The 12339-nt window shown below is 56.5% G+C and carries 11 protein-coding genes; 10 read left to right on the plus strand and 1 reads right to left on the minus strand.

All coding sequences use genetic code 11. The features are described from left to right. Positions 1 to 11 precede the first annotated feature (11 nt). The 7 genes from ACJJID_RS02550 to ACJJID_RS02580 all read left to right on the plus strand — a co-directional run bounded on the left by ACJJID_RS02550 (position 12) and on the right by ACJJID_RS02580 (position 6703). Positions 12 to 245, plus strand: coding sequence for a cbb3-type cytochrome oxidase subunit 3 (locus ACJJID_RS02550; protein WP_152452173.1), 234 nt, complete (start codon positions 12 to 14; stop codon positions 243 to 245). Next, complete coding sequence (gene ccoP / locus ACJJID_RS02555; protein WP_444921350.1) at positions 245 to 1153, plus strand: cytochrome-c oxidase, cbb3-type subunit III; 909 nt, start codon at positions 245 to 247, stop codon at positions 1151 to 1153. The genes ACJJID_RS02550 and ccoP overlap by 1 nt, the downstream gene beginning before the upstream one ends. Positions 1154 to 1294: 141 nt before the next feature. Beyond that, positions 1295 to 2713 (plus strand): cytochrome c oxidase accessory protein CcoG, encoded by a 1419-nt coding sequence (gene ccoG / locus ACJJID_RS02560; protein WP_444921351.1) that lies wholly within the window; start codon positions 1295 to 1297, stop codon positions 2711 to 2713. Positions 2714 to 2796: 83 nt separating this feature from the next. Then, on the plus strand, positions 2797 to 3321 hold the full coding sequence (locus ACJJID_RS02565; protein WP_152452174.1) for a FixH family protein: 525 nt from the start codon (positions 2797 to 2799) through the stop codon (positions 3319 to 3321). Further along, the gene (locus ACJJID_RS02570) at positions 3318 to 5759 is read left to right on the plus strand and encodes a heavy metal translocating P-type ATPase (RefSeq protein WP_444921352.1); all 2442 of its coding nucleotides are present in this window, start codon (positions 3318 to 3320) and stop codon (positions 5757 to 5759) included. Before ACJJID_RS02565 ends, ACJJID_RS02570 begins: the two co-directional genes overlap by 4 nt. A gap of 14 nt (positions 5760 to 5773) precedes the next feature. Continuing rightward, positions 5774 to 5953: a cbb3-type cytochrome oxidase assembly protein CcoS gene (gene ccoS, locus ACJJID_RS02575; protein WP_152452176.1), complete on the plus strand. Its 180-nt coding sequence runs from the start codon at positions 5774 to 5776 to the stop codon at positions 5951 to 5953. Positions 5954 to 5956: 3 nt separating this feature from the next. Then, complete coding sequence (locus ACJJID_RS02580) at positions 5957 to 6703, plus strand: sulfite exporter TauE/SafE family protein (protein ID WP_152452177.1); 747 nt, start codon at positions 5957 to 5959, stop codon at positions 6701 to 6703. Between the two features lie 80 nt (positions 6704 to 6783). Here ACJJID_RS02580 and nadC read toward each other — a convergent pair whose 3' ends face one another. After that, on the minus strand, positions 6784 to 7638 hold the full coding sequence (gene nadC / locus ACJJID_RS02585) for a carboxylating nicotinate-nucleotide diphosphorylase (RefSeq protein ID WP_444921353.1): 855 nt from the start codon (positions 7636 to 7638) through the stop codon (positions 6784 to 6786). Positions 7639 to 8119: 481 nt separating this feature from the next. Between nadC and ACJJID_RS02590 the strand changes: the two genes are divergently transcribed. The 3 genes from ACJJID_RS02590 (at position 8120) to ampE (ending at position 12172) form a co-directional block, all read left to right on the plus strand. Further along, a complete protein-coding gene (locus ACJJID_RS02590) occupies positions 8120 to 10477 on the plus strand; it encodes a DUF1631 domain-containing protein (protein WP_444921354.1) in 2358 nt (785 codons plus the stop codon). A gap of 168 nt (positions 10478 to 10645) precedes the next feature. Next, on the plus strand, positions 10646 to 11206 hold the full coding sequence (gene ampD, locus ACJJID_RS02595; RefSeq protein ID WP_444921355.1) for a 1,6-anhydro-N-acetylmuramyl-L-alanine amidase AmpD: 561 nt from the start codon (positions 10646 to 10648) through the stop codon (positions 11204 to 11206). 90 nt (positions 11207 to 11296) lie between these two features. Further along, complete coding sequence (ampE, locus tag ACJJID_RS02600; RefSeq protein WP_444921356.1) at positions 11297 to 12172, plus strand: regulatory signaling modulator protein AmpE; 876 nt, start codon at positions 11297 to 11299, stop codon at positions 12170 to 12172. The last annotated feature ends 167 nt before the right edge of the window (positions 12173 to 12339 follow it).

Here is a 12339-nt window from a genome sequence, read left to right on the forward strand (position 1 = left end):
GAAGGAAACTCGTGACTATCGAAACATTGCGGGAAATCGGACTGGTTCTGGGATCACTGGCCTTCCTGGCTATTTGCTGGTGGGCTTTCTCTCCGAAGCGCAAGAAGCGCTTCGAAGAAGATGCCAATTTGCCATTTGCCGATGATGAGCAACAAGCCGACAAGGATGCGTCAGCCGCTCAGAAGGACGAATCCAAATCCGGGGAAAAGCCCGGGACTGAACGAAAACAGGGGCAGGATAAGTAATGAGTACATTCTGGAGTGTGTGGGTTATTGTACTCACCCTCGCCAATCTGGCGTTGATTACCTGGGTGCTGTTCGCCAACCGAAAAGTGGCAGTGGACGACCAGGCTGAACCGGAAAACAAAACCACCGGCCACGTATACGATGGCATCGAGGAGTATGACAACCCGCTGCCCAAGTGGTGGTTCATGCTGTTTATCGCCACGCTGGTGTTCTCCGTTGGGTACCTGGTGATTTACCCGGGTATGGGTAACTTCAAGGGCCTGAGCGGCTGGTCTTCTGTCGGCGCACTGGAGGCTTCCCAAGCCAAGGCCCAGGAGAAGTTCGATGAGCACTTCGGCAAATACCTTGAAATGCCTATTGAGCAGATTGCCCAGAGTCCAGAAGCCCTGAAAATGGGTGGACGAATCTTCGCCAACAACTGCGCTGTGTGTCACGGTGCGGATGCCGGTGGTAACTTTGGCTTCCCCAACCTGACCGATAACGCCTGGCTCTACGGCGGTACCCCGGAGAAAATCCTGGAGACCCTGAACAACGGTCGTCAGGGCATGATGCCTCCGCAGGGGCCGGTTATCGGTGAAGAAGGTGTGCGCAACACCGCCGAGTACGTGCTCTCTCTCAATGGCTTAGAGCACGACAAGGCGATGGCCGCCGAGGGTCAGAAGGTGTTCAACACCGTATGTATGGCCTGTCACGGAATGGATGCCAAGGGCAATCAGGCTATCGGTGCGCCAAACCTGACCGATGATCTGTGGCTCTACGGCAGCAGCCGCGAGCAGATTCAGCACACCATTCGTGGTGGGCGCTCCAATATGATGCCCGCGCAGAAGGACAAACTGCGTGAAGACAAGATCCGCCTGGTGGCGGCCTATGTCTACAGCCTGTCCAAGCAGGACGAAGAACAGCAGTAATCGAATAAGGCCCGCCTAATTAGTCGGGCCTTATTTTTATACAAGGAACTCCGGGTGCTGCAGGGACGGAGATAAAAGCCTCAACATAAGTGGCTACCTGTGCCCGCGTGCAGATTTTGCCCGTGTGAGAGTGAGGTTTTTGTGAGTGACTTGATCCCCACCCGCGAAGAGCAGGAAGGTAATGGCGAAGTCCGCTACCGCATGCTCTATGAGTCGGACGACAAGATTTATATTCGCCATATTCGCGGTATCTATACCCGAATTCGCAAGTACACAGGCCTGCCGCTGTTACTGGCTTTCTTTTTTATCCCCTGGATCAATATCGACGGGCGCCAGTCGGTCTTTTTTGATCTCCCCACCCGCCAATTCCATATCCTTTGGACAACCTTTGGCCCCCAAGACGGCTTCCTGCTCGCCTGGTTGCTGATTATTGCCGCCTTCGCCCTGTTTGCTGTCACCACCTGGATGGGAAGGGTGTGGTGTGGCTTTACCTGCCCCCAGACCGTGTGGACCATGATGTTTATGTGGGCCGAGCGGGTTTGCGAAGGCGACCGCAATAAGCGTATGAAGCTGGACAAAGCGCCCTGGGGCGTAGAAAAGGTTCTGCGTAAGGGCGGTACCCATGCTATCTGGCTGTTGATCTCGCTGGCCACGGCCCTGGCCTTTGTCGGTTACTTTTACGGTATTCGCGATCTGGTAGTGGACCTGGCCACCTTCAATGCCCATCCGCAGGGTGTCTTCTGGGTTGCCTTCTTTACTTTCGCCACTTACATGAACGCAGGCTTCCTGCGCGAGCAGGTGTGCAAGTACATGTGCCCCTACGCGCGCTTCCAGTCGGTGATGTACGACGAGGATACGCTGGCGGTTTACTACGACGCCAAGCGTGGTGAGACTCGCGGTCCGCGAAAGAAAAACGTGGATTATAAAGCCGAGGGTATGGGCGACTGTATCGATTGCTACTGGTGTGTGCAGGTGTGTCCGGTAGATATCGATATTCGCGATGGTCTTCAGTTTGAATGTATCAATTGCGGCCTCTGTGTCGATGCCTGCAACAGCGTGATGGACAAGATGGGTTATGAGCGCGGTCTGATTCGCTTTACCTCTGAGGACGAGCTGCAAACTGGCAAGACCAACTTTTTGCGTCCGCGGTTGTTTGGCTACGCAGTCGTTTTGCTAGCCATGGTAGGATTGTTTTCGCATCAGGTGGCAACTCGCAGCCCCATCGAGGCGGAGATCACCCGTGACCGTGGCGCCCGCATGTTCCGGGTATCCCGCGGGGTGGTGCAGAATGTCTACACCGTGAAGATCAACAATATGGATCAGGCGGCCCATGAGTTCACGATTCGTGTTGAGGGCAACCCGAATTATGACTATTCGGTGCGCAAGCCGCGCAGCATTTACCTGAAGGCCGGTGAAATCTATCCGGTACCGATTCGGGTGAGTGTGCCCAAAACTCAGCTGAAGGATACCAAGCACGATATCGATATCGTGGTTCAGGCTGTCGACGACCAGGAGTTGGTCACTAAGCATCGAACGGTATTTATTGGTCCTAAGCAGTAGACGGGACACCGTTCCCGTTGCAAAGTACGGGCCCGTCCTGGCGGGCTCTACTTTTCTGCACAAAACGGTAATTTGGTAACGCGATGAATGAACCAACGTCGAAACCCTGGTATCGGGAATTCTGGGCCTGGATGGTCCTGGCACCGCTGATTGCGGTGGTTGTAGTCTCCTCTATTACGGTCTCCATAGCCGTGCGCTTCGCCGACGATCAGGTCAGCGATACCTACTACAAAGACAGTCGCATGTATCACTTCTCTGCCGAGCAGGACCAGCGTGCCAAAGCGTTGGGCCTGGCTGCCCTGGTGCAATTCCAGCCTGCTGAAGGCGGTGTTACCGTCGAGTTGAATGGCAATACCGACTACCCGGAAAAATTGCTGCTCACCCTGAGCCATCCAGTGGAAGAGGATCTGGATCAGCATGTCGTATTGTCGCAGCTCTCTGTGGGGCGCTATTCCGGTGAAGTGCCGGGCGCCTTAAAAAGTCGCTGGTACCTGCGCTTGATGCCGGAACTCGACCCGAGTGCGCACCAGGATGCGGAATGGCGTCTCAAGGGCGAAATCAACTTTGAGCTGGGCAATGCCGCCCCCATGAATCCCGGCAGTCAATGACCTCTTCTTGTTATCACTGCGGGCTACCGGTGCCCGCGGGCAGTAATCACTCGGTTGTGATCGAAGGTGCCCCGCGCAGTATGTGTTGCCCGGGCTGTGAGGCTGTGGCGAGTGCGATTGTTTCCGGGGGCTTGGACGGTTTTTACCGCTACCGGGAAAAACAGAGCGACCGCCCGGAGCAGAACCAGCCGCAAGAGCGCTGGAAAGCCTACGACCTTCCCGAGGTGCAGCAGCAGTTTGTGCACGATTGGGACGGCGGCCGCCAAATGGCGGCCCTGCTGATCGGTGGCATTACCTGCGCCGCCTGTGTGTGGTTGATCGAGAAACATCTGGGGCAGCTGGCGGGTATCGAGAAGGTCTCGGTCAACGCCAGTACCCAGCGCGCGCAAATTGTCTTTAACCCCGATCAGATTCAGCCCAGCGCCCTGTTCGAGGCCCTGGAGCGCATCGGCTACCGCCCGGCACCGGCCACTGCTGCCAATCGGGAAAGTGTGATTCAGAGCGAGCATCGCGCCGCCCTGCGTCGTCTCGGGGTTGCCGGTCTCGGCACCATGCAGGTGATGATGTTCGCCATCGCCCTCTATTTTGGGGCCGGCAGCGGTGATGTGGGCGAGTTCGAACGCTACTTCCGCTGGGTCTCCCTGTTGGTGGCCACCCCTGTGGTGTTCTATGCCGCGCGACCATTCTTCAGCGCCGCCCTGCGCAGTCTGCGCGCCCGCCATCTGAGTATGGATGTACCGGTTTCCCTGGCCATTGGCCTGGCCTACGGTGCCAGTTTTTATGCCACCGTATTCGGCACCGGTGAGGTGTATTTTGAATCCATCTCCATGTTCACCTTCTTTTTGCTGCTGGGGCGCACGGTGGAAATGCGTGCGCGCCATCGCGCCGGACTCGCTAGCGGTGGACTCGCGCAGCTGTTGCCGATGACCGCAGCCCGCTATGACGGTAATGAGTTAGTACACGTACCGGTAGCAGCCCTGGCGGCCGGTGACCGGATTTTACTGCGGCCCGGCGATACGATTCCCGCTGATGGTGAGGTACTCGAAGGTGAGAGCGGCGTTGATGAATCGCTGCTCAGTGGTGAATCCGCGCTACAGCAAAAGACCCTGGGCAGCCAGGTGTATGCGGGCAGCGTCAACGGCGATTCCAGCCTGACCGTGCGCGTCACCGCCGCGGGGAAATCTACACGATTGTCGGCGATCGAGCGCCTTGTGGAGCGCGCCCAGCTGGATAAACCCGCGCAGGTGGCGCTGGCGGATCGGGTTGCCGGCATTTTTGTTGGAGTGGTTTTGATTGCGGCTGTGAGCGCTTTCGCGGTCTGGTGGCAGTTGGACCCGAGCCGCGCTTTTTGGGTGGCTCTGTCGGTATTGGTGGTGACCTGTCCCTGCGCTTTATCTTTGGCGACACCTGCAGCACTGGCCTCGGCGACTCTGCGTCTGCAGGAGTTGGGGTTATTGGTGGCCGGTGGCAGTCTTTTGGAAACTCTTCCCCGTATCAGCCGGGTGGTGTTTGATAAAACCGGCACTTTAACGCGCGGTGAACCGCGCATCCTGCGTATTGAATTGCTTCGTGATGGCTGGAGTGAGCAACGGGTTAAGGATGTGGCGGCGGCCCTTGAGTCGCAAACCCATCACCCTTTAGCGCGCGCATTTCGCGCCTGGCGCGGCAACCTAAGTGCCAGTCAGCTCAAAGTACATACTGGCCGTGGCCTGGAAGGGCAGGTCGAAGGAAATGGCTATCGCCTGGGGCGTGCGGATTTTGCCATCACGCAATCTGTCGAGGCTCCACAGGGGGAGGGGCAGTGGCTGCTGCTGGCGGATGATCGCGGCGCCATCGCCTGGATTGCGCTTGGCGATAAATTGCGGGACTCCGCCGAAGAGGCGGTCGGACAGCTGGGCCGCATGGGGCTGTCGGTTGAATTGTTGAGCGGCGACCAGTCCGCCGAAGTGAAGCGGCTGGCTGCCCAGGCTGGAATTGATCGTTTCCAAGCGGGGGCCTCGCCGGAGGACAAACTCTCCCATATGAAGCAGTTGCAGGAAGCGGGTGAGAAAGTCCTGATGGTGGGCGATGGCCTCAATGATGTGCCGGTACTGTCAGGTGCGGACGCCTCGGTAGCGATGATGTCTGCCGCCGATCTGGCCCAATCCCGCGCCGATGCGATCCTGCTGAATGGCGACCTGAGGGTGTTGGCGCAGTCTGTCGCCCTGGCGCGTAAATGTCGCCGGGTGGTGCGCCAAAACCTGGCCTGGGCGCTGGGTTATAACGTCATAGCGCTGCCCTTGGCGGTATGCGGTCTGGTGCCCCCCTGGGCGGCCGCGATCGGTATGTCGTTGAGTTCGCTGGTGGTGGTAATTAACGCACTGCGTTTATCGCGAGCCAAGCCCGCAGGGGGCGTTTCCGAACGGGAAATGGCCCAACAGCCCGGTTTAGCTCACTAACAGAGGAGTGAAGTGTGGAAAGCCTCTACTTTCTGATTCCCATTGCGGTGGTGTTTGTCGCTCTCGCTATCAAAGTATTCTTCTGGGCGGTCAACAACGGTCAGTACGACGACCTTGAAACAGAGGGGCGACGTATTTTGTTTGAGGATGATCTGCAGGAATCATCCTCAGAAAACGGGGAGAAGGAGCGGTAACTCGTGGGGGATTGGGGGTTCTTGGCGGCGGCGCTCGCCATCGGTTTTCTCGGCAGTAGTCACTGTATCGGTATGTGTGGAGGTATCTCCGGCGCGCTAGGCATGGCCGTACCCGGCAGGCAGACCGCCTGGGTGCAGTTGGGTTCCTATCAGTTGGGGCGCATTGCCAGTTACACATTGATGGGGGGCCTGGCCGGTGCCTTGGGGGCGGCTGTCATTCCGGCACTGACACCCCTGCGCTTTGCCGCGGGCATTATGTTGATCGTAATGGCACTCTATGTAGCCGGTATCTGGCGCGGCCTGGTGTGGCTGGAGAAGGGTGGCAGTTATCTCTGGCGTTATGTCCAGCCGCTTTCGGCTAAATTGCTGCCGGTGCGCTCCGCCGGTCAGGCGGTTGCCTTGGGATCTCTGTGGGGCTGGCTGCCCTGCGGTTTAGTCTACAGCGCCCTGACTTTCGCATTGGCCCAAGGCAGTGCCGAGCGCTCGGCCTTGGCAATGCTTGCCTTTGGTCTGGGTACCTTGCCGGCCATGTTGGCGACCGGTGCCGCCGCCGTGCAGGTGCGCAATATTGTGCAGAAGCCAGGGGTTCGCCTGGGGTTTGCCGCGGCAATTATGCTGTTTGGCTTTTGGACTTTGTGGGGTGCTCTCGGCCATGGTGGTCACGGGGATCACAGCAATCACGGCGCTATGAATACTGTGGAGTCTGTCGAAGAGAAATCCGAGGAAGAAAGTCACCACCATCATCACTGATGGCCCTGGCAGTTTATGGGGCACCGCAATCACAATATAGCGCCGTGCCCCGTTTTAAACGTGCCCCTTTCAGTGCATGCTTAAAAGTCGATACGCAGGGAGAGGTCGATAGCGCGCAGGTGCTTGGTCAAGCTGCCAGAGGAGATGTAATCGACTTCCAGCTCTGCCAGTTGCGCGATTCGCTCCCGATCGACACTGCCGGAAATTTCAATTTTCGCGCGCCCTTTGGCCAATGCCAGAGCGCTGCGGGTATCTGCATCGTTGAATTCGTCGAGCATAATCACATCGGCACCGCTATCGAGCGCCTGCTGCAGTTCCTCGAGGGTTTCCACCTCAACCTCTACCAGCGCATCCGGTTTGATGGTTCTCGCTTGGGCTACAGCCTTGTCGATACCGCCGGCCGCGGCGATGTGGTTTTCCTTGATAAGAAAAGCGTCGTAGAGGCCGATGCGGTGATTGTGGCAGCCACCACATAAAACGGCATATTTTTGCGCGCTGCGCAGGCCGGGAATGGTTTTGCGGGTGTCGAGGATTTTTACCTCAGTACCGGCAGCGCGGGCGGCAAATTCCGCGGCGGTAGTGGCGGTGCCCGATAGGGTTTGCAGAAAGTTAAGTGCGGTGCGCTCGCCGGTGAGGATTGTGCGGGCATTGCCCTCGAGTTCAAAAATCACACTATTGGCGGCGACTTTGTCGCCATCGGCAAAATGCCAGGTGAGTTGTAGATCGGAATCTAGCTGTCGAAAGATCTCCTCAACCCAGGCACGTCCGCTCAGAGTGCAGTCTTCACGGGTGATCACGCGGGCGCGGGCACTGCGATCGGCTGGGATCAGCTGGGCTGTGATATCACCACTGCCAATATCCTCCTCCAGTGCCGTTCGCACAGCCCTTTGCAGGTCGGTCATGATGTTCGGGATGGTGGAGTCTTTAGGGTGCATTGGCAAACCTCGAAATAAACGCGCGGGCAGTTTACCAAAAGCCATAGGATTTGGATTGCCTGAAGCCGAATGCCGCCGCACTTCGCACAATTTTCTTGTTAGCAGCTGCCCCAACATTTCGCTGTGACAAGTGTCTCAAATGTGTCGCCAAACTGTGTCAATAGGGCGGTTATCATGGGTAAAATTCTCGCTGAATCGGTGTCGATGCAAGCGCGTGCTAACCTTGTCCCCACTATTCAACTCGCTTGCATTAAAAAGCTCGAAATCTGAGCAAAATCAAGAAGTTATTGGTTTTATTCGAACAGAATGCCGACAAAATTTAATTAGAGTGGCGAGGTGTTGCTCTGCCCGTGGTCATCCTTTGATAGAAGTGGTGCGGGTAAAAAGTAAGGCTTGGTTATTTACCGCGACTCCCACGGCCAACAAGATTTAAGCCAGCGAATATTGAAAAGCCGGATGGTATTTGAAGGACCTCTTGGAAATGAGTGAATCCAGCAAGGTAGTTTCTCTCTCAGAAAAAAGTGCAGAGCGCTCGGCAGGGCTTACAGGCAAGCCCGCGGTACTGCCGTCGGCTGTTTCAATGTTGAAAGAGAAGGCCTGCGCTGAGCTGTTTGAGCGGGTTAAGTCACTATTTGGCAAAGTAGATGACTCACTTTTCGCTATGGCTGAGCGGGCCCATGGCCAAGAGGAGCAGGATGGCTTGTTCCAGGCTTTACGCCTGCTACGGGTTGAGCGGCGCAATATCGCCGAGCGCTTTATCGACAGTGTGCAACAGGCTTTTCAGATTCGCCAGGAAGCTCAGGCCGAGGCCAGCTTCGCTTCGGATAACCTATCGCTGGTCCACAACGATGACCTCGAGCAATTGGTGGCCGCGGATACCATGGTGGCCAATGCCAAACGCGACTTTGCAGAATCTCTCACCGAGTTGTGCCTGCGCCTGGACACTCTCTATGCGGTAAAGGTCTACGACAAGAACAACCCGCTGGGTCCAGATGTGATCTGCGATGCCTTTGTGGAGGCTATCCAGCCCCTTGACCTGCATATCCGCGCCCGCCTCACCCTGTTAAAGAAGTTTGAGCAGCTTGTGATGCAGCAGCTGCGGGGTTTTTACGAATTTTGCAACCAGTTGCTGGTGGAGCAGGGGGTATTGCCCTCCCTGAGGGAGCAGCAGCGCGCTGCGCGCCAGCGTTCTGTTTACCGTGCGCCCGGTCCAAGTGGCACCCAGGCTCGAGCGGATGCCAGCACAGTTGCGGGTGAAGGTCAGGGCCAGATTGCCCAGGGGGTTCCAGTCAGTGGCCACTTTGCGCCGGGCCTTATACCAGCTACCGCGGGTATGGCGCCTATGCCGGCAGGGGATCTGCTCAGTCACCTGGGGGCCCTGCAAAACGGCGTTCATTATCAAGGCGGCGGTGCAGCTCAGCTTCTCAACGTGGGGGAGCTATTGCAGCAGCGTTTAGTGGAGGCCAACCAGGCAGCATCGTTGGCAAAAGTGGATAGCGATGTCATCAAACTGGTGGAGATGCTGTTCTCCTTCATTTTGGAAGACCGTAGCCTCGCCACTCCAATAAAAACTCTGTTGGGTCGGCTGCAATTGCCTTTGCTGAAGGTGGCTATCGCCGACAAATCCTTCTTTAGCAAAGGAGGCCATCCCGCGCGCAAGCTGCTCAACGAGCTCGCCGATGCGGCGACAGGTTGGCAGGCTCCTGAAAATTATGAATCCGACCCGCTCTACCGGGAGATTTCACAGATTGTTGAGCGCGCCCTGAATGAATTTGATCAGGATATCCATATCTTTTCCGCACTGTTGGAATCCCTACGTGAATTTATTGCCCGCGAGCGCAAGCGCGCGGAGATGCTCGAACGCCGGGTAGTGGACGAGGCCGATGGTCGCGCAAAAACCCAGGCTGCGCGGGCACGGGTTGCCGCTGTGATGGATGCGTTGGTGGCGGAGCGGGATCTGCCGCCGGTTGTGCAGGACTGGCTCAACAAGGTGTGGAATAACGTATTGTTCCTCACCTGCGTTAAAGAAGGTACCGACAGCGAGGCCTGGAGTCACGATGTGCGCACGGCTCGGGATCTGGTCTGGAGTGTGCAGGCACCGATGCCGGAGGCACGCAAACAACTTTTGAGCCTGCTGCCTTCTCTACAGGAGCGCCTGCGCGAAGGCATTGAGGCACTTTCCTACAACGCATTTGAGGCGCGCAGCCTGTTTGCCGGCCTTAAGGAAATTTACCGCGAACGCTTTGCCCTGGCGCAACGTTTAACGGAAGAGCGCGAGCGCCAGGTTAAGGAGCAGGTAGCCCGGGAAGTCCAGGCAGCCACTGCTGTGGAGGCGGCTGTAGAAGATCCCACTGAAACCCCCGATGAAATCGCTACTGTTGAGTCACAAACAGCCGAAGTCTTGCGGATTGATGATCCGGTAGAGGTCGAGAGCATCGAAGCCCAGGCGGAAGTTGCGGTACCGCCAATGGAAGAGATAGAGCAGGCCGTTGCCCAGGCAGAGGTTGCTCCCGCCACTGAGGAGCAGGGGCTGGCACAACTCGCTGAGGACGATCCCCACTGGCAGATGACTTTCCGCTTGGCCCAGGGAAGCTGGTTCGAGTTGAAACGCTCCGAAGACGAGCAGTTCCGCTGCCGTTTGGCGGCGGTGATCCGGGATATCGACCAGTTTATTTTTGTAAACCGCAATGGCGCCAAGGTGGCGGAATTTGCGCGCTTGGAATTGGCCCATGCCTTGCGCTCGGCACAGTTGTTGCCCTTAGACGATGGTATGTTGTTCGAGCGCGCTCTGCAGTCGGTAATCGGCAATGTGCGCAAGAAGCGCAGTGAACAGCGTTAAGGAATAAAGAGCCAATTTATTATGCCCGGTGGTCTGCTGCCGGGTTTCTACTTCTGTCGCGTGACATCTCCAAACAGGTTGGCATATCGATCAACGCTTCCATAAAATGGTTACTGCTGAAATCCCGAGCTATTCGGGGTGGTAGTTTTTTGGAGCGGAGATCGCAGATTGAAATATCAAGTGGATTCCGGCTGGTTATCCGGAGCGCGTCGGGTTCCCAGTCCTCACTGCAACAGCCGGCCAGAAGACTGCCCTGTGGACCTGCTGGTGATTCACAGTATCAGCCTCCCCCCTGGCCAGTACGGCGGCCCCTATATCGATACGTTTTTTCTGGGGCAGCTGGATATCGATGCCCACCCTTATTTTGCGGAAATTGCCGCTTTGCAGGTTTCTGCGCACCTACTTATCGATCGCGATGGCATCGTTACCCAATATGTGCCGCTGGATCGACGCGCCTGGCATGCGGGCAAATCGGAATTTAGGGGGCGCAGTAATTGCAATGACTTCTCTATTGGCATCGAGCTGGAGGGGTTGGATACGGATAGTTATACCGATGCCCAGTATTTGGCGCTGGCAGAGGTGACACGCGCCATTATGCAGGCCTATCCAGATATAGGGATCGATAAAATTACCGGGCACTCCGATATCGCTCCTGGGCGCAAGTTAGATCCGGGACCGGGTTTTGACTGGGCGCGTTACCTGGAGGAAGTGCAGAAAATTTCTGGGTAATCATGAGTGGTATTTAGGCAGCATTACAATCGAGTTTCGGCACTATTGTGTCGGTAATTTAATTTCTCTACAGATTATTGCGGCAACGTTATGACCTTGCTGATTATTTTATTTACATTGGCCCTAGTGCAAATTTGGGGATCGGGTGCGCCTTTGCACCGCGATCGTTGGTTCGATCGCTGGAGTGCCTATGTTGGGGGGCTTGCCCAGCTGCGTGAAAAAGAGGGTTTGCAGCTTGGGTTCAGCATCCTGCTACCGGTTCTGGCAGTGGCGCTGGTAATGGTTCTAATAGAATCTTCCTTCGGCGCTCTGGGGGTGCTGTTGCTGGGAGTTCCCCTGTTGCTCTACTGTCTGGGACGTGGAAATTTTAATGACATTTTGAGCGCTTATCTGCGCAGTTGGTATCGGGGTGATTTTAAAGGTGCCGCTGAAGCAGCGCGCCCCCTGTTACAGGACATTCATGAGGATGCTGCCGAGGGTGGACGCCTGCATGAACAGGTTTTTCGCGGTGCGGCATACTGTGCTTTTGAGCGGCTTTTTGCCGTATTGTTTTGGTTTATTTTACTGGGGATTCCCGGGGCGCTGTTGTTTCGTCTAAGTGCCCTGTATGCAGAACGGGCTCGGGGAACCGAAAGAGAGGCGACAGCTGCGCGCTGGCTGTGGCTGTTGGAGTGGGTACCTGTGCGGGTGATGGGACTCAGCTTTGCGATTGTCGGAAATTTTGCCGGTTGTTATCGGGCCTGGAGACAGTGCCTGATGTGTCGGGAGCGGGATACTGCCCAAGTGCTTGAAGCTTATCTCGAGGGCGCGTTGGGCGGCATTGACGCCAATGAGTGCAGTGCCACTGCAGACCTCTCCCATATCCAGCGTCAAAGTGGTGCGGAAATTGAGGGCTTACAGGCGTTGCTATCCAGATCCCTGTTGCTTTGGATTACCGTGCTGGCGTTGGTAGTCCTGTTTTTCTGAGTGTGAATATGCACACCTTTCTGGATCAAAATTCTCCCCTTTTTCTCTATAAAGGGAAAAATTGCTACCAGTTGCTTGACTTATAACCTCCTTCCAAGAAGATTGCGCCCGCTGCAGAGTCCCGGTCCGAGGCCTGGCTGCGGGCGACATATACTCATTGGAGGATA

The sequence above is a fragment of the Microbulbifer sp. CnH-101-G genome, assembly GCF_052466775.1.